The organism is Neolewinella litorea, from assembly GCF_004803465.1.
GTDB lineage: Bacteria > Bacteroidota > Bacteroidia > Chitinophagales > Saprospiraceae > Neolewinella > Neolewinella litorea.
The window spans coordinates 224,059-240,572 of record NZ_SRSF01000003.1 but is presented as its reverse complement, the minus strand read 5'-3'; the positions used below and the strand labels follow the sequence as shown (position 1 = coordinate 240,572).

General features: G+C 61.8%; 15 protein-coding genes. 5 read left to right on the top strand and 10 right to left on the bottom strand.

Annotated features, from left to right (window positions below):
* Position 1: 1 nt before the first annotated feature.
* Positions 2 to 1,030, bottom strand: coding sequence for a Gfo/Idh/MocA family protein (locus E4021_RS09410; RefSeq protein ID WP_136458732.1), 1,029 nt, complete (start codon positions 1,028 to 1,030; stop codon positions 2 to 4).
* Between the two features lie 141 nt (positions 1,031 to 1,171).
* Between E4021_RS09410 and nadA the strand changes: the two genes are divergently transcribed.
* Positions 1,172 to 2,179 (top strand): quinolinate synthase NadA, encoded by a 1,008-nt coding sequence (gene nadA / locus E4021_RS09405; RefSeq protein ID WP_136458730.1) that lies wholly within the window; start codon positions 1,172 to 1,174, stop codon positions 2,177 to 2,179.
* On the opposite strand, the gene E4021_RS09400 is transcribed toward nadA, so the two are convergent.
* The 9 genes from E4021_RS09400 to E4021_RS09360 all read right to left on the bottom strand — a co-directional run bounded on the left by E4021_RS09400 (position 2,176) and on the right by E4021_RS09360 (position 10,948).
* On the bottom strand, positions 2,176 to 2,442 hold the full coding sequence (locus E4021_RS09400; protein WP_136458728.1) for a DUF805 domain-containing protein: 267 nt from the start codon (positions 2,440 to 2,442) through the stop codon (positions 2,176 to 2,178). The genes nadA and E4021_RS09400 overlap by 4 nt on opposite strands.
* Positions 2,443 to 5,025: an OmpA family protein gene (locus E4021_RS09395; protein ID WP_168797543.1), complete on the bottom strand. Its 2,583-nt coding sequence runs from the start codon at positions 5,023 to 5,025 to the stop codon at positions 2,443 to 2,445.
* A 61-nt stretch (positions 5,026 to 5,086) separates the two neighbouring features.
* The gene (locus tag E4021_RS09390; RefSeq protein ID WP_136458724.1) at positions 5,087 to 6,181 is read right to left on the bottom strand and encodes a PorP/SprF family type IX secretion system membrane protein; all 1,095 of its coding nucleotides are present in this window, start codon (positions 6,179 to 6,181) and stop codon (positions 5,087 to 5,089) included.
* A gap of 35 nt (positions 6,182 to 6,216) precedes the next feature.
* Positions 6,217 to 6,726 carry a DUF2480 family protein gene (locus E4021_RS09385; RefSeq protein ID WP_136458722.1) on the bottom strand — a complete coding sequence of 170 codons (510 nt, stop codon included), beginning with the start codon at positions 6,724 to 6,726 and terminating at the stop codon, positions 6,217 to 6,219.
* A gap of 9 nt (positions 6,727 to 6,735) precedes the next feature.
* The gene (scpB, locus tag E4021_RS09380; RefSeq protein WP_136458720.1) at positions 6,736 to 7,317 is read right to left on the bottom strand and encodes an SMC-Scp complex subunit ScpB; all 582 of its coding nucleotides are present in this window, start codon (positions 7,315 to 7,317) and stop codon (positions 6,736 to 6,738) included.
* A gap of 133 nt (positions 7,318 to 7,450) precedes the next feature.
* Positions 7,451 to 7,891, bottom strand: coding sequence for a MarR family winged helix-turn-helix transcriptional regulator (locus E4021_RS09375; RefSeq protein ID WP_136458718.1), 441 nt, complete (start codon positions 7,889 to 7,891; stop codon positions 7,451 to 7,453).
* Positions 7,892 to 7,896: 5 nt separating this feature from the next.
* Positions 7,897 to 8,742 (bottom strand): alpha/beta fold hydrolase, encoded by an 846-nt coding sequence (locus tag E4021_RS09370; protein ID WP_136458716.1) that lies wholly within the window; start codon positions 8,740 to 8,742, stop codon positions 7,897 to 7,899.
* Between the two features lie 89 nt (positions 8,743 to 8,831).
* The gene (locus E4021_RS09365) at positions 8,832 to 9,638 is read right to left on the bottom strand and encodes a TIGR02757 family protein (RefSeq protein ID WP_136458714.1); all 807 of its coding nucleotides are present in this window, start codon (positions 9,636 to 9,638) and stop codon (positions 8,832 to 8,834) included.
* A gap of 899 nt (positions 9,639 to 10,537) precedes the next feature.
* Positions 10,538 to 10,948, bottom strand: coding sequence for a hypothetical protein (locus E4021_RS09360; RefSeq protein WP_136458712.1), 411 nt, complete (start codon positions 10,946 to 10,948; stop codon positions 10,538 to 10,540).
* A gap of 91 nt (positions 10,949 to 11,039) precedes the next feature.
* Here E4021_RS09360 and E4021_RS09355 point away from each other — a divergent pair, with 91 nt between their 5' ends.
* From E4021_RS09355 to E4021_RS09340, 4 genes are all read left to right on the top strand, one after another.
* Entirely contained in the window at positions 11,040 to 13,511 is a 2,472-nt protein-coding gene (locus E4021_RS09355) for a penicillin acylase family protein (protein WP_136458710.1), read from the top strand.
* A gap of 5 nt (positions 13,512 to 13,516) precedes the next feature.
* Positions 13,517 to 13,876: a hypothetical protein gene (locus tag E4021_RS09350; RefSeq protein WP_136458708.1), complete on the top strand. Its 360-nt coding sequence runs from the start codon at positions 13,517 to 13,519 to the stop codon at positions 13,874 to 13,876.
* 120 nt (positions 13,877 to 13,996) lie between these two features.
* Positions 13,997 to 15,835, top strand: a complete 1,839-nt coding sequence (locus E4021_RS09345; protein WP_136458706.1) for a peptide MFS transporter — start codon at positions 13,997 to 13,999, stop codon at positions 15,833 to 15,835.
* The gene (locus tag E4021_RS09340; RefSeq protein WP_136458704.1) at positions 15,822 to 16,250 is read left to right on the top strand and encodes a hypothetical protein; all 429 of its coding nucleotides are present in this window, start codon (positions 15,822 to 15,824) and stop codon (positions 16,248 to 16,250) included. The genes E4021_RS09345 and E4021_RS09340 overlap by 14 nt, the downstream gene beginning before the upstream one ends.
* The last annotated feature ends 264 nt before the right edge of the window (positions 16,251 to 16,514 follow it).

Genomic DNA, 16,514 nt, shown 5'->3' with positions numbered 1-16,514 from the left:
CTTATTCGCCTGGGTAGACCACCCCGATCTGCCGCCGCACTTCCGTAAGGGTCCGGTGCAGGAGGAGACTGTCGTCGAGCGACCAGATCGGAGATTCTTTCCGGCCGGCGCGCAGGTCGTCCATCACCGCGCGGGCCTCATACTGGTAGCCGTGGCCCTCAAAGCGGTGGTAGTGGTTCGTGGGGGGCACCTCGTCGCCCTTGAGCAAACTGAATCCGTGGGCGTGGTGGAAGCGGGAGTGCAGGTGCAACTCACCTTCCGACCCGAGCAGCAAGGCGTCGGTCTTCGTGGCCCCCAGCAGCGTGGAGTAGCAGTGCGCCAGCCGCCCGCCCGGGTAGCGGAGGGTCACCTGCGTGTCTACATCGGCCCCCAACTCCGTAAGGCGAGCTACGCCATGGATTTCCTCCGGTGCCCCAAACAGGTACTGGGCCAGCCAGATGGGATATATCCCGATATCCAGCAGGGCGCCGCCACCCAGGGCGGGGTTGTACAGCCGGTCGCGGTCAAAGTCCTCCCGCGCCACGCCGCGAAAGCCAAAGTCGGCCCGTAGCCCCTCCAACGTACCGATGGCTCCGGCCTCAACGGTTCGCTTCACTTCCACCAGAGCCGGGATGAAGCACGACCAGAGCGCCTCCATCAGGTAGGTGTTCGTCCGGCGCGCGGCGTTGACCATCTCTTCCACTTCCGCGTAGTTCAGTCCCATTGGCTTTTCGCAAAGCACCGGTATGCCGCGTTCCAGGCACAGCAGCGTCAGTTCCCGGTGCCCGGTGTGGGGGGTGGCGACATACACCGCGTCTACCCGGGGCCCATCGAAGGTGGCGGCGTAGCTGCCGGCGGCGTGCTCTGCCCCGAAGTCAGCGGCAAAGGCCCGGGCACGCTCCAGGGAGCGGGAACCGACGGCCACGAGGCGGGCATCATCAATGCGTTGCAGGTCTTCGGCAAACTTGCGGGCGATCTTGCCGAGGCCGAGGATGGCCCAGTTGAAAGTAGCGATGGCGGTAGCGTTTGGTGCGCGGCTAATGTAGCACATTCACGCGGGGCGGCGGCGCGCAGGTGCAGTACGAATTCCCAGAATGCCGGCTACCTCCCCTTACTTAGTTTAACTTTAAAGCAAAGCAACTTATCGGCAAAGCCGCTGTTATATTCGCGTCCGCAAGTAAAACCACTACCTATGTCTGCCGATCTCGATCTCGCCACCCGGAACCTGAAGCGCCGGGGGTACCTTGACCTCGAAGTTGATCCTACCCTCGACCTCGCGGCCGAGATCAACCGGCTGAAGAAGGAGCGCAACGCCGTGATCCTGGCCCACTACTACCAGGAATCCGAGATTCAGGACATTGCCGACTATATCGGCGACAGCCTGGGACTCAGCCAGCAGGCCGCCAGCACCGACGCCGACATCATAGTCTTCGCCGGGGTACACTTCATGGCCGAAACCGCCAAGATGCTAAGTCCGCAAAAGAAGGTGCTCCTGCCCGATCTCAAGGCCGGTTGCAGCCTGGCCGATTCTTGCCCCGCCCCGGTATTCGCCAAGTTCAAGGAGAAGTACCCCGACCACGTAGTGGTCAGCTACATCAATTGCACGGCGGAACTCAAGACGCTGACGGACATCTGCTGCACCAGCACCAACGCCCGGCACATTATCGATTCCATCCCGGAAGACCAGCCCATCATCTTCGCACCCGACGTCAACCTGGGCCGCTGGCTCGTCAAGGAGACCGGCCGCGACATGGTCCTCTGGAACGGCAGCTGCATGGTACACGAAATCTTCAGCCACGAAAAGGTGACCAAACTGAAGATCGCCCACCCGGGCGCCGCCTTCATCGCCCACCCCGAGTGCGAAGCCCACATTTTGGACATGGCCGACCACGTAGGCTCCACCTCCAGTCTGCTGCGGTTTACCCGCGAGAGCGAGTACCAGGAGTTCATCGTGGCCACCGAGCCCGGCATCATTCACCAGATGGAACTGGCCAGCCCCGACAAGGTCTTCTACCCCGCCCCGCCGAACAATACCTGCGCCTGCAACGAGTGCCCCCACATGAAGCGCAACACCATGGAAAAGCTGTACCTGTGCATGCAGTACGAGCAGCCGGAGATCATCCTGCCCGAGTGGGTCATCGAAAAGGGGGTAAAGAGCATCGACCGGATGCTGGAGATTTCGGCCCGGGCCGGACTCTAAGGCCGCGGACGCAGCCAGGTTCGCAAAACCCGCACCGTCACCGCTATACCCGGCAACAGGGCCGCCAGGGCATATACGCCACCGACAAAGCCGAAAAGGCCGTCTTCGGTAATGCTTTCGAGCAGGTGCAGGAGTAACCCCACCAGCAAATTGACCACCAGAAACGCCACGTATTCCCCGACCGTACTCCGCCCGGTGAAATCGGTATAGCGCCGCCAACCTTCGCGGTAACCTTCCAGGAGGGACCGCAGCGACCAGGACACCTATTCCGTGATGTCGAAGCGGTACTCGATCATTTCCGTCACGGGCCGGCCGTTGGGGTGGCTCTGCTCCAGGAAAATATCGATGCCCAAGGTCTCGGCTTCCTCTTTTTCGGTGCTGTCGAAGGTGACGGCGATGGTCCCGCGCTCGCCCGGCTGGTACACCTTGCTGTCGTCGTGGGTGACGGTCGTACAGTCGCAGGCCTGGATGAGCATGACCTTGGCCGGCACACTCCCCCGATTGATAAAGGAATAGGTGAAGCTCTTCTGCTCCCCCTTCCGTACGGCACCCAGATCGATATTACGCTGCTCGAAGACCAAAACGGGTAAACCGGCCACCTCGGCGGCGGGCTTGCCGTGCAGGCTGCTCATCGGACTGATCGAATCCGGCAGGGAAGGACCGGCGGCGGGCTTCGGATTGCCGTTGCGGTTGGCACCGTCAATGACCCGCTCGATGATGTCACGGCGGATGATGATCTCGGTGGGGCCTTCCAGGACCTTGAACTCGGTACGCCGGTTCAGCTGGTGGGCCAGTTCCTTTTGCTCGTTGGTGGGCAGGGCATTGATGTAGGGCTCGGAAAGCGTGTCGCCGGCGGTAAAGACACCTCCGGTACGCTGGGACAGCCGTTCGCTCACGACCAGGGGCTGGGTTTCGCCGTAACCGGCAAACTTGATGCGGGCAGCCTCGATGCCCCCTTTGGTGATGAGCCACCGGCGGGCGGAATCGGCGCGGCGCTTGCTGAGACTCTCGTTGTAGCGGTCCTGCCCGCGAAAGTCGGTGTGGGAGCTCAACTCGATCACCAGGTCCGGGTACTCCTTCATCAGGTCGGCCAGCACCTGAAGATCGCCTTCGGCATCGGGCCGGATATCGGACTTATCGAGGTCATACAGGATGTTCTCCAGGGCGATGGATTCCTCGATCTGGATCGTATCGTACACCGGGATCGTCGAGGGGTCGACGCGCAGGAAGAATACCTGTTCGAAGCTTTTGCTCTCCTGCAGGCCCAGGGTACTCAGTTCCACCGTGTCGGGGAAATAACCGGGGTGGGAGGCCACGATGCTGTACTCCGTTTCCAGGTCGAGGCCAAAATCGAAGCGGTTGCCGTCGTCGCGGGTTTTTTGGCTGCCGCTGCCGACCGGCCGCCCGTTGCGGATCGGCTGCAGTTCGATGGTCCCGTTGTTCAGCGGCTGGCGGTCGGTATTGAACAGTCCGACAACGAGGTTGGCGTAAAGCCGGGGCACCTCGAAGGCGTAGATGTCATCGCAGCAGGTCTGGCTCTTGACGGATCGCCCTTCCCCCGGCCGGTTGCTGGTCATGAATCCCACCAGGCCTTCGTTGTAGATGCTGAGGCTCTGATCGTCCACGCTGCTGTTGAAGCCGGGCCCCATATTGGTAGGCGCGCTCCAGTTGCTGCCGTTCCAGGTGCTGTAGAACAGGTCCGTCCCTCCCATAGTGGGCAGGCCGTTGGTGCTGAAGTAAAGGGTGCCGTCGAAGTAGAAGGGCGTCGTTTCGTCGCCGACGGTATTGATAGTCTCGCCGAGGTTGACGGGTGAGCCGTAGCGGCCGTCGCCTTCGTAGGTGGCGTAGTAGATATCGTAGCCCCCGAATCCGCCCGGCATATCGCTGACGAAGAAGAGCACCTCATTGCCGAACAGCTCTCCGGTAGCGGGTTGCAGGGCCAGGTAGTCGTCGCTGTTGATGCCGGAGACGGGGTTGCCACTCTTCCAGCCGTCGTCGTCGACGTCGCTGTAGTAGATCTTGGCCTGGGCTACCTTATTGCTGTTCATCAGCAGCCGGTTGTAATAGAGCCGGCGGCCATCGGCGCTTACGTTGGGGTTGGCGGTGTGCACGCCGGGGCGGTTGACCTCCGCTTCCAGGGGTTCGGGGCGTTCCCAGTCTCCTTCTTCGCTCTTTTCACTGCGAAAGATGCGGATGAATTTCTCGCTGTCGTTGGCGTCCACCAATTCCACGGGGCTGGTGGCCTTCACGGTCGCGAAGTAGAGGGAATTTCCGTCCGGAGAAAGTACGGGCGAGTATTCGCTCCAGACGGTATTGACGGAGCGATCGATGAGTTCAAGTTCCACCTCCCCGGTTTCGGTCGGGGCATCACGGTACAGGCGGGCGCCTTCGATTTCGGCGCGGGCCAGGATGCCGAGCACGGAATCGCGGTTGAATTGCAGGAAGTTTTGCAGGTAGGTGACGGCCTCGTCGTACTGCCTATCCATTTTCAGCAAGCGGCCGAAGTAAAAGCGGTGGATGTTGTTGGTACTATCCAACGCTTCCGTTTTGCGGAACGCCCGGGTATATCCCCGGATGCCGGCCGCTACGTCTCGGAGCTCGTAATTCATCTGCGCGATGAGCGGCAGTAGGTCTTCGTCTTCCTCGATGTCGTACGCTTGCTGGTAGTTGTCCAGGGCCACCGACCAGTTGTAGGAGACCCGGGCGGAGTCGGCAGCGGCCAGCAGCTGCTCCAGATTGGAACTCCCGGCCAGCGGCTGGGCGACCAGGGGGAGAGCGGCGACCGCGAGCACGGCCACCAGCGGCCATCGCAGGTTCCGAAGGGTGTCCGTAAGGGTACTTGTCATAGAGGTCGGGAGTAGGTGAACCATAAGAACGGGGCCGCAGGGCGTATCCTTCGCCGGGGCGTCAGATTTTCGGGCACAGCATCGTGGGCACGACAGTGGGCTTCTTGTAAATGTTGAGGATGTACTGGGCGGAAAGCTCGAACGCCCCCTGGTAATTGTCGACCACGCGGGCCTGACTCAGGGTGATGTCGTAGCTGAGGGCCGCCCGCAGCTGTTCGTAGTCGAGCCCCACCAGTATCTGGGCGGCATCGCCGGTGCGGTAGCCGAGACCGAGACGGAGGTTGACGTCGGGCTTCAGGGCACGGCTACCCCAGGCCTGCAGCGAGACGGAGGTAACCGATGAAGAGCTTTGAGCAAAGACCGAAGGTTGGAACCGCCAGTTGTCGCTGACTTCCAGGTCGAGCCGCGCGTGGGCGTGGATCGTGGGCCGACGACGGCGGTCGTCGGGATCGAAACGGCCCACGGTGGTGCTGTCGATCCCCATACTGTCGGTGGGCGCGATCAGCAAGGTGTTCTTCTTCGGGTTATTCAGGTGCAGTACCGCCACCCCGGCCTCGAAGCGGTTGTCCTTGCCCGGGTCGAGTACGGAACGCAGCATGATACCGGCGTTGATGTTGTTGTAACTCTCGTTCGAGCCGTTGCCCTCGCTCATGCGGATCTCCCCCTGAGAGAGGCCGCCGCCGCCCAGCGCGGGATCGATGGTGAGCTGCTGCAGCAGGTTGATGCCGTTCACGTCGAGGCTGTAGGTGGTGCTGCCGTACTGGGCCCCGAGGGTAACCACGTTGCGGCGGTTGTTGTCGAGCGACAGGTGGTAGGCGGCCGAAAATCCGAAGTAGTTGGATTGCAGGCCCAGGTCGGCGCCCATGCCCGCTTTGTCATTGATGAGGTTGGCGCCCACCCCGATCCAGTCATAGCGCCGCAGGCCCCGGATGACGGGGGCGTCGACGTAGGCGCTGGGCGTGCTAAGTCCGTTCAGCGTGTACCACTGCCCGCGGTAGATGCCGCCCACCCGCACAGAGCCGCTGAACGCACCGGTTTGGGCCGGATTGAGCCAGAGGGGATTATAGTCGTGCAGGGTAAAGTGGGTGTCCTGTGCCTTTACTGCCAACGAGCAACATAAGGACAGTACCACAAGCAGGTAAAGGCTGGGTCGCATGGGCGATATTTACGGCCCAAGATAAGCACCAAGGTTTACTTGCGGACCAGGGGTTGCTTGTACACCGGAACGGTACTGCACGGCTCGCCGAACATGATCGAACGGGCCACGGGGCGCAGGCGCGCGGTGACTTCCAGATAGGCCGCGGGAGGTACCGGACGGTCGCCACAGCCCTTCACCACGATACGCTGCCCTTCGTAGTCGGCCAGGTCAAAGCCGGCAATGGTTTCCCGGTAGTAGTCGCGCAGGTATTCCTCTTCCGTACCTTGGTAGATGTCCGCCGCGTAGGGAGCGGCGGAAGCGGCCACCAGCATATAGGCCCAGGCGGGAATGATGGCATCCGCGGAGCAAAAGACCAATAGTACCTTATCCTGGTACTGTTCGAAGTCGTGTTCCTTAATGGCGTCGCGGAAGTCCTTTTCCTTCAGGATCAGTTCCTGAAACAGGTAATCCTTCAGGTCAAAGGACACCAGCGGGCGGCTGGGCCAGTAGTCCTCAAGTTTGAGTGTAATGAGTCCGGAAGCGGCGACTTTATTGACCATCATGGGGCTGTGCTAGTTGTCGGCGTCCACCATGAGTTCCTCGGGTTCCCCGATGGTATTTTCGGGAAGTTTGAATTCCCGGGGTTGGGGCAGGTCGTTCAGGGAGCGGATGCCGAAGTAATCCATAAACTTGTCGGTCACGCCGTAAAGCAGGGGTTTGCCTACGCTGTCGGCCCGACCGGTAATGGTAACAAGCTCCTTTTCCAATAGTTTCTGCAGGGCGTAGTCGCAGCTCACGCCGCGGATCTTCTCCAGGTCCGACTTCGTCACGGGCTGCTTGTAGGCGATGATGCTCAGGGTTTCCAGGGCCGACCGGCTGAGTTTTTTGGTGCTCTGCTGCCGCAGGTGCGCACCGATGGTCTGGTGGTAGGCACCCTTGGTCATGAACTGGTAGCCCCCGGCGATCTCCACTACCTCAAAACTGTGCTGCGCGTGGTCGTAGCGGCGCTTCAGGTCCTGGATAGCCTGCAACAGCACCGATTCGGCAAACTCCATTCCGACGCTGTCCATGAGTACCGACTGGATCTCATTAAGGGGGATCGGCTGGGGGGCGGCGAAGATGAGGGCTTCGATGTGCTGGGGCAGGGAATTCATCTGTTCTTCAGGATTATGGTCCGGGACGGGGGGCGGCTGCACGGCCAAAGAGTATTACCAGTAGAGGCTTACTGCCTCCGCACAGAGCCAACCACAGTGAGGGTCATCACTCGGTGCGGGCAAAGATCTTCAACTATTCCTCCTCCTCAAAATTGTCCCGGATATGTCGGAGGATATCCTGCAGGCGCAGGAAGTCGTCTTCCGAAAGGCCCTGCCAGGTTTGCTGCCGGAGATCCTGGACGTAGGGTGTGATCCGTTCGTGGATTTTCCGGCCGGTGGGCGTTATCGAAACGAGGTAGCGGCGGCGGTCGTTCGGGTAGCGGCGGCGTTCCACGAGTTTTTTGCGGGCCAGCTTGTCTATGATGCGACTTACCGTGGGCGCGTCCTTGTAGGTTCCGTTGGCCAGTTCGGTCTGACTGGCATCTCCCTGGGTGAAGAGGCGGTCCAGCAGTACCCACTGTTCGGTACTCAGGTCGATTCCTTCCTCACGGAAGGCCCGCAGATAATGCTGTTTGAGCAACCGGGTAGTCCGGTCAAGCATGGTACCGACGTTGGGGTAAGCCAGGGGTTTCACGGCAGCTAAGGTAACACTGCCACCAAACTATCCAAGTAGTAATCGGCCAGCAGCCGCTCCGGCAGCCAGTGGCTGCCCACGTACCGGTGAATATCCACCGACGGCAGCGGCTCGTACATCCGCGTTAGGCGGTCGTGGTGCAGCAGCGGATCCTTATCTCCGACGAATACCGTGCAGCGGATGCCCCGCTGGTCGAGCGCCCGCTCGAAGACATCCGGGGCGGGAGGAAACTTGAGCACGCTGCGCAGGGTGCCGGCCAGCCGCCGGCGGAAGGGGCGATTGTTGAGGTTGTACTTCAGGTATTCGGCCGAATATCCGTTGATGAGCCCGCGCTTCTGCAGCCACTGCGAAAGCCGCAATATGGTGCGCGGTCGCTCCGACAGTTTGGCCAGCGGCCGGATCAGGGTTTGCGGCAGGGTATCGATCCAGTTGGTATACCGCCCGCCCGCCCCGTCGGGGGCCACGAGGACCATATCCTGCAGGTTGGGGTGCTCGAGTTTACACAGACAGGCACTGAGGTACCGCCCGCCCAGACTGTGGCCGAGCAGGTAGACGCGGCGGTCGCGGTAGCGATCCAGGAGTTGCTGGATCATCCCCGTGATCTCCTCGATCCCGTATCGGTCGTTGTACCACTCCGATTTCCCGTGGTAGGGAAGGTCGGGGGCCAGGGTGGTGAAATGCCGTCCGAGGTGTGTACCCAGTCGTTCGAGGCGCGCGCCGCTGCGGCCGAAGCCGTGCAGGGCGATCAGGATATGCGGACCGTTGCCATACTGCCGCACGTAGAGCCGGTTGTCCGGTGCGTCGGAGTATTGTTTGGGATATTTGCCGGTCAGCCAGAATTCAGAAGTCATAAGCCGGGAATCACAGGGTTTGGGGTACAACAGCGTCAGCCCCCTAAAGTATGACCCACCCCTATAAATCAGCACTTTAGTCGGCCCGCCTAAACGGTATCCAGCGCGACCCCCTCCACCCCCATTCCGAAGAGGGCGAAATCGTAGCGGGTAGGATCTTGGGGGTCGAACCGCTTGAGGTTCCGGGTCAACTCCTCGACCGCGAGCCAGTCGCATTGCTTACGCTGCAGCAGGCCCAGGGAACGTCCTACGCGCTCAACGTGCACGTCGAGGGGCATGCACAACTGATCGGGCCGGATACGCTTCCACTGTCCTAGGTCTACCCCGCGGTCGTCCCGGCGCACCATCCACCGCAGGAACATGCACAGGCGTTTGCAGCGCGACTTCCGGGCCGGGGTAGCCACGTGTTTGCGGGTCCGGTGGGGCGCTTCCGGCAAACCGAAGAACAGATCGTGAAACCCGCGCAGCGCCGGCTCGATGGTGGGGCTGTCGGGCGACAAATACCGGGCGAAGGCGTCCTCCAGCGAATCGTGCCGCTGATAGTACCACCGCAGCCAGCTCATAAAGTAGCGGGTATCGGCGAAGGTGAAGGTGCGGTGTTTCCAGTCGCCCAGGTCGGTCGCAATGCGGTCCGCATCGTCGCCATAGGCCAGAATGTACTGCAGCGGCTCCCCGCCCATGCGCTCGATCAGCTGCTGCCCCTTGTCGATGATCGTGGCCCGGCGTCCCCAGGCCAGGGTCGCGATCCAGAAGCCAACGATCTCCCGGTCGCGCGGGTCGTCGAAGGCATGCACCAGCCCCAGCGGGTCGTCGGGCAGAAAGTCGGGCGTGTTGAAGCGGTCGTGGTAGTGTTCGAGGACGTCGCGTTGCCGCTGCTGTTTACGGTTTAACTGCACGGTATGAGTACCCGTACCCGCGGAAAATGGTTGTTGGTAGCGCCGGCTTTGCGCCGGTAAGCTGCTATAAATACAGACAGCATTAGCCGTAGCGCCGGCTTGAGCCGGCAAGCTGCTGTAATATCAGAGTATGCCACTGAAATTTGCCGCTATAGCACGCACGCGGCTGTAAATACTGGCAGCACGAATGTTGCGCGGGCTTGAGCAGGCAGGCTGCTGTAAAAACAGGCAGCATGACGACTGGAAGTCGTCGCTACTCTAAACACACTGCTGTAAATACGGGCAGCACGAAATGTTGCGCTGGCTTGAGCCGGCAAGCTGCTATAACATACATGCAGCATGACGACTGGAAGTCGTCGCTACTCCGACCACACTGCAAATAAGTACTGGCAACAGGTAATGTAGCGCCGGCTTCAGCCGGCAAGCTGCTATAAAATACAGGCAGCATGACGACTGGAAGTCGTCGCTACTATACACACTCTGCTATAAATACGGGCAGCACGAAATGTTGCGCTGGCTTCAGCCGGCAAGCTGCTATAAAATACAAGCAGCATGACGACTGGAAGTCGTCGCTACTATAAACACTCTGCTGTAAATACGGGCAGCACGAAATGTTGCGCTGGCTTCAGCCGGCAAGCTGCTATAAAATACAGGCAGCATGACGACTGGAAGTCGTCGCTACTCCGACCACACTGCTATAAGTACCGGCAACAGGTAATGTAGGGCCGGCTTCAGCCGGCAAGCTGCTATAAAATACAGGCAGCATGACGACTGGAAGTCGCCGCTACTCCGACCACACTGCTATATGTACCGGCAACAGGTAATGTAGGGCCGACTTGAGCCGGCAAGCTGCTGGAAAACCCATGCAGCAAGGCGACTGAAAGTCGCCGCTACAGCCGCTACCCGCCGATCAGGCGCAGGTAATCCTCCACCACCTCCGTGGCGGCGCGGCGCTGGCGGTCGTCGGAGTATGGAGACTCAGCGGAGCCGGACCGAAGCCGGTCGTACAGCTCCCGCACCTCCGGCAGGCTCAGGGGCCGGTCGCCGAGCAGGAGTTCGGCGCGGTCGTCGAGCCAGTTGTCGCGTATGATGAGGGATGGCTCTCCCTCCAGATCGTCGTGGTAGTAGGCTTCCAGGCCTTCAGACAGGGTGACCGCGCGGTAATCGCGGCTGCGGACGTTGCGGAAGTACAGGTGATCGGGGTCGCTCACGAAATCCTCCCCCCGGGCGGTGCGGCGTTCGCGGGTCTGCCCGTCGCAGGCCGGAAGGAGCAACAGGCTGCAGAGGCAGCAAAGTGACAGAAAGCGCATTTGACCGGCAAGATTGAGGAGGTATAATGTGGCTCCCCGCGTTTGGTTCGTTTACGGGCTAGTACCTTCGCGGACTGCCCTACCCCTCGATATGCGTTGGATTCCCCCCGCCCTTGCCGCCCTGCTGCTGACCGGCTGGCTCCTCTTCGGAAGCCTGGCCCAACCCTTCGGACTTCCCCTGCCCGCCCTGGGCCCCTTCTTCAATCCGGGAATGGGCTTCTGGCAAAACGCCGGCGAAGGCCCCCGCACCCAACAACTGAACTTTCACCTCCCCGATTCCCTGGCGCGGGGCGAGATCCACTTCGACAACCGCGGGGTACCGCACATCATCGCCGGCAGTCTGGAAAGCGCCTGCTTCCTGCAGGGCTACGTCAACGCCTACGACCGCATGTGGCAAATGGACATCAGTACCCGGGCTACCGAGGGGGCGCTGGCGCAGGTGCTGGGGCCGGACATGGCGCAACGCGATCTGGTTCAGATCCGCAAGGGCTTCCGAGAGATCGCCCGCCGCACCGTGGATACCATCCGCCTGGAGTTTCCGGACGATTACCGCGCGCTGAAGGCCTACTCCGATGGCATCAACGCCTACCTCGACCAGCTTAAACCGGAAGACTACCCCGTAGAGTACAAGCTCCTCGGCCACGAACCGCTGCGGTGGTCGCCCTACCGCACGGCACTGCTCATGAAGGGTATGTCCTCGGGCCTCAGCGGCGCCTACAACGACGCCGAAGCCACCAAGACCCTGCAGCGGCTGGGCCGCGACGACTTCATTGACCTGTTCCCGGAACGCTTTCCGAGGGCCAGTCCGGTAGTGCCCACGGCCAATACCACCACCGCGAACGATCGGGTGAGCCGCTTTTCCTTCCTGCCCCTGCCGACGCTATCCGCTTCCCGCGGTACCGACACGGCACCCGCGCGCGGCGCCCAAAACCCCTTGACGGAAGAGCAGGAAAGGCAGCAGTCCTACCGGTACTTCCCCCCCGACCCCGACAACGGCAGCAATAACTGGGCCGTGGCCGGGCGCCGCTCGAACACCCGCGCTCCCATCCTGGCCAACGACCCCCACCTCTCGCTATCCTACCCCAGCGTGTGGTACGAAATCCAGCTCTCCTTCCCCGGCTGCAACGCCCGGGGGGTAGGACTGGCCGGCGCGCCCGGACTCATGATGGGCTTCAACGATTACGTGGCCTGGGGCGAAACGAACGTGGGCCACGACGTGACCGACTGGTACCGAATCCACTGGACCGCGGCGGACCGCAGTGCCTATCGGCTCGACGGACGTGAAGTACCTACAAAGTTCGTGACCGACACCCTGCGCGTGAAAGGGGCTCCGGACGAGATCGTTGAGGTACCCTGGACGGTCTTCGGTCCCGTGCCGAACACCGAAGGCCCCTACGCCGAGATGGCCATGCGCTGGCGCGCCCAGGATACACCCGGAAAGGCCGTGCGCCCGCACACCATTGTGGCCACCTTCCTGAAATTGATGCAAGCGCGCAACTACGCCGACTATGTGGCGGCCCTGCGGGGCTACGTGGACCCCGCGCAGAACTTCATCTTTGCCGCCCGCGACGGGGACATCGCCATCCGGCCCAATGGTTTCTTCCCGCTGCGGCAACCGGAGGAGGGCCGCTTCATCCGCGAGGGCGACAGTCTGAAGAACGCCTGGCGGGGCTGGATCCCCTTTGAAAAGCGACCGGTCTCCTACAATCCGGCCCGCGGCTACGTCAGTTCCGCCAACCAGGTGACCACCGATGCCAGCTATCCTTATTACTACCTGGGCCGCTTCGACGAATACCGCGGCCGCTACATCAACCGGGTGCTGGACCACCAGCCCACGATGAACCAGCGGCGGATGAAAGAGCTGCAGCTCGACGCCTACTCCCTGCTCGCCGAGGAGCTGGCCCCCTTCCTGATCGCGCGCATCAACCGGCAGGCACTCAACGAAGAAGGAAGACGCCTGCTGCGGGTGCTCTCCGAATGGGATTACCGCTATACCGGCGATAGTCGGGCCCCTACCCTCTTCGACGACTGGCGCGAACGCCTGTACACCCTCACCTTCGACGAGCTGCCCCGCGAAGACGGACTGCTGCGGCCGGAGTGGTGGAAACTCAACGACCTGCTGCGCGACGATCCGGGCAACGCCATCTTCGACGTCGTCGCCACGCCCGACTTCCGCGAAACGGCCGCGATGCTGACCCAGCGCGTTTTCGATGAACTCGTGGAGGAGCTCGACGGCGAGCTGCCCGTCACTTGGTCGGAACGCCGCGATGCCCACATCGATCACCTCGGCAAGATCCCCGGCTTCGGCTCTCCACTGATCACCACCCCGGGGGCCCGTATGACGCCGCGGGTGGTCGACGACAACTTCGGAGCCAGCTGGCGCATGGTCGTCGAGCTGGGCGAAAAGCCCCGCGGCTGGGGGGCACTGCCGGGCGGTGCTTCCGGTAATCCGGGCAGCGAATTCTACGACAACGGCTTCGAGGAGTGGGCCGAGGGCCGCTACCACGAACTCACCCGCTGGACGCGCCCCCAGGACCCCATCGGCAGCTGGATCTTTGAATAACGACTATGTACCGCCTCTTCCTTCTTCTTCTCGTTCTGCTGATCTGCGTAGCCACGCTCTACCTCGATTGGCCGTGGTACGTGCCGGCCATCGGCGCGGCGGTGAGCGCGGGCCTGCTGCCGGTGTGGCGGCGGGCCGGCTTCTACTTTCCGTTCCTGGCTGCGGTCATGGTCTGGGGCTGCTACTCCGGCTACCTGCACCTGCTGTCGGAAGGCCGCCTCGGCGACCGGCTGGCGGTGACCTTTGGGGTACCGACGGGCTGGGTACTGGTGGTGATCACCGCGCTCTGGGGCGGCTTCACGGCGGGCCTCGGCGGACTGCTGGGCGCCGCGGTGCGCGTGGCGGCGGCCGGGGGTAAGCGGTAATTTCGTTTCTTTGGTCCCGTCGCTCACCCCGGCGTGCGCGAATTACTATTGCTGATATTCACCGATTACGGCAGTGCCGGTCGCCCGGTCGCCCTGCCACACTAACCTTAACCAAACCTGATGGATACAAGTACCCTACGACACCCGGAAGACGGGGGCAGCATTTTCGGCCACCGCCCCGGTCTATTCGTGCTCTTCTTCACCGAGATGTGGGAGCGTTTCAGCTACTACGGAATGCGGGTGCTGCTGGTGGTATTTCTGGTTGACGTCGCCTTCGCGGACAACCCCTGGGACCGTGCCGACGCCCTGGCCCTGTACGGTATCTATACGGGACTGGTCTACTTCACGCCCATGATCGGGGGCATCCTGGCCGACCGCCTGCTGGGCTACCGCCGCGCCGTGGTGCTCGGGGCGCTGATCATGACCCTGGGCCACGCGTCCATGGCCTTCGAGACGGCGGGCCTGTTCTATACGGGACTCGGACTGCTCATCATCGGCAACGGGTTGTTCAAGCCCAACATTTCCTCCATCGTCGGTCAGCTATACGAGAAAGACACCGACCTGAAGGACGGCGCCTACACCATCTTCTACATGGGCATCAACGCCGGGGCCTTCCTCGGCATCCTGCTGTGCAGCTACTACGGGGAGAGCGAAGCGTACGGCTACGCCTACGGGTTCGGACTGGCCGGTGTCTTCATGTTCATCGGACTGGTGCAGTTCTGGCTGGCCCAGGATATCTTCGGCAACATCGGCCTTGCGCCGAACCACCCCGATAATCCTTCGAATCAACCCAAATCTACCGAAACCGAAACCGCCGCCGTGGAGCCGGAGGGCTATACGGTCGATGGTTCGATGGGCACCCTCCGGACCAGGGAGCAATCCACCGCCCCCTCGGTAGCCGGCGACGACGATGGCAAGCGCGCCTTTACCTGGGCCCTCATCGGCCTCTTCATCGCCGGGGCCTTTTACTGGCTCATCGACGCGTACGGCGGGGACCAGCCCAACTTCATACAAACCGTAAGCAGGCAGTTCATGCCGCCCATCATTCTCGGTTCCGTGGTGGCCTTCGTGGGCTGGATCGTCTCGGATGATGCCCTCACCAAGATCGAGCGCGACCGGGTGTGGTCGATCGTCGTCTTCAGCTTCTTCATCATCTTCTTCTGGTGGGCCTTCGAGCAGGCGGGGGGATCGATGACGATCTTCGCCCTGGACTATACTGACCGGACGCTGGACGGCGGAAGTGCCCAGATTTTCCGGGTGGCGAACACCCTCATCACCGTCATTCCGGTGCTGGTTCTCACGTGGGTACTGAGCAAGTTGTTTGCCGTGACCTTCCGGCAGTATACCGTTTCCAACCTCATGCTGGCGCTGGCTTTCGTAGGCATCTGGGGCCTGCTGGGCAACATGCTCTTCGAACAGTTCACGGCCGAAGCCCCCGAGGTACCCGCCGGCTGGTTCCAGATTTTCAACAGCCTGTTCATCATCTGCTTTGCGCCGGCCTTCGCCAAACTGTGGGAGAAGCGGATCTCCTTCCTGCGCCGCGGCCCCATCAAGTTTGCCCTCGGTCTGACGCTGCTGGGTATCGGCTTCGCCATCCTCGCGGTGGGCTCCCTCAGCATCCCCGACGGGGCCAAAACCGCCAGCGTGAGCATGTTCTGGCTCATCGCGGCCTACCTCTTCCACACCCTGGGTGAGCTGTGCATTTCGCCGGTGGGACTGAGCTACGTATCCAAGCTGGCCCCGGTGCGGCTGGTCGGACTGATGTTCGGCGTCTTCTTCGTGGCCAACTTCATCGCCAACTTCGCCGCCGGCCTTACGGGCTCCTACATCGATCCCATCGCCGAGCAGATCGGCCTGAGCGGCTTCTTCGCCATCTTCGCCGCCGTGCCCATCACCGCCGCGGTGATCTTCATCGCCATCAGCGGGTGGATGAAAAAGATGATGCATGGAATCGAATAGGTGGTTCCAGAAGCTGCAGACGATCTTCTACGCCATGCTGATGGGGCAGCTCGTGTTTGCCATCATCGTGTGGTTCCTTATCCGGGGTGAGGAGCCGCGCTTCTTTATGGACGGGGAGACGGACCTTTACATCATCGCCGGTTACGCCGTGTGCATGGTGGGGGGTGCTTGGTTTATAGACCAGTTCCGCGTGCGCTCCATCAAGCGCCTGCCCCGGGTCATGGAGCGCGCCGCGAGCAGCTACCGGGCAACCGTGCTCATCCGCCTTGCCATCATCGAGAGCGCCACCCTGCTGCTGACCGTCATCTCCTTGCTGACCTACAACTTCGAACCCCTGGCCTTGGTGGTACTGATGCTTGGCGTGTTCTATTGGTTTCGGCCTACGGTGGAGGAGTTTGCTGAACGGTATGGGTAGTTCTTTAGGGGGTTAGGGCGTTAGTTCTTTAGGGCGTTAGTTCCTTAGGGCGGCAGTCTCTTGGTACCGCAACTCGTCTTTGGTATGGGGCGGGGCCGCGGGTGCCGGGTAAGTCGGGAACGGCCGGGCTCTGTGGTGGCGCAAATGGGGGCCTTAAGTGAATTATTCCTGGCAGTACGTGACGGCCTGGGGTGATAGCCGGTACTGAATACTTTCACCTTCCTGGCTTTGCCATTTCCGACTTGGGCGGGTGGTGTGGTGACG

What these genes read in the sequence shown, in the direction of transcription:
- E4021_RS09350 (WP_136458708.1), top strand. Translation starts at nt 13,517, where the DNA reads ATGTACCGCCTCTTCCTTCTTCTTCTCGTTCTGCTGATCTGCGTAGCC.
- E4021_RS09395 (WP_168797543.1), bottom strand. Translation starts at nt 5,025, where the DNA reads ATGACAAGTACCCTTACGGACACCCTTCGGAACCTGCGATGGCCGCTG.
- E4021_RS09345 (WP_136458706.1), top strand. Translation starts at nt 13,997, where the DNA reads ATGGATACAAGTACCCTACGACACCCGGAAGACGGGGGCAGCATTTTC.
- E4021_RS09355 (WP_136458710.1), top strand. Translation starts at nt 11,040, where the DNA reads ATGCGTTGGATTCCCCCCGCCCTTGCCGCCCTGCTGCTGACCGGCTGG.
- E4021_RS09390 (WP_136458724.1), bottom strand. Translation starts at nt 6,181, where the DNA reads ATGCGACCCAGCCTTTACCTGCTTGTGGTACTGTCCTTATGTTGCTCG.
- nadA (WP_136458730.1), top strand. Translation starts at nt 1,172, where the DNA reads ATGTCTGCCGATCTCGATCTCGCCACCCGGAACCTGAAGCGCCGGGGG.
- E4021_RS09410 (WP_136458732.1), bottom strand. Translation starts at nt 1,030, where the DNA reads ATGTGCTACATTAGCCGCGCACCAAACGCTACCGCCATCGCTACTTTC.
- E4021_RS09360 (WP_136458712.1), bottom strand. Translation starts at nt 10,948, where the DNA reads ATGCGCTTTCTGTCACTTTGCTGCCTCTGCAGCCTGTTGCTCCTTCCG.
- scpB (WP_136458720.1), bottom strand. Translation starts at nt 7,317, where the DNA reads ATGAATTCCCTGCCCCAGCACATCGAAGCCCTCATCTTCGCCGCCCCC.
- E4021_RS09385 (WP_136458722.1), bottom strand. Translation starts at nt 6,726, where the DNA reads ATGATGGTCAATAAAGTCGCCGCTTCCGGACTCATTACACTCAAACTT.
- E4021_RS09340 (WP_136458704.1), top strand. Translation starts at nt 15,822, where the DNA reads ATGGAATCGAATAGGTGGTTCCAGAAGCTGCAGACGATCTTCTACGCC.
- E4021_RS09370 (WP_136458716.1), bottom strand. Translation starts at nt 8,742, where the DNA reads ATGACTTCTGAATTCTGGCTGACCGGCAAATATCCCAAACAATACTCC.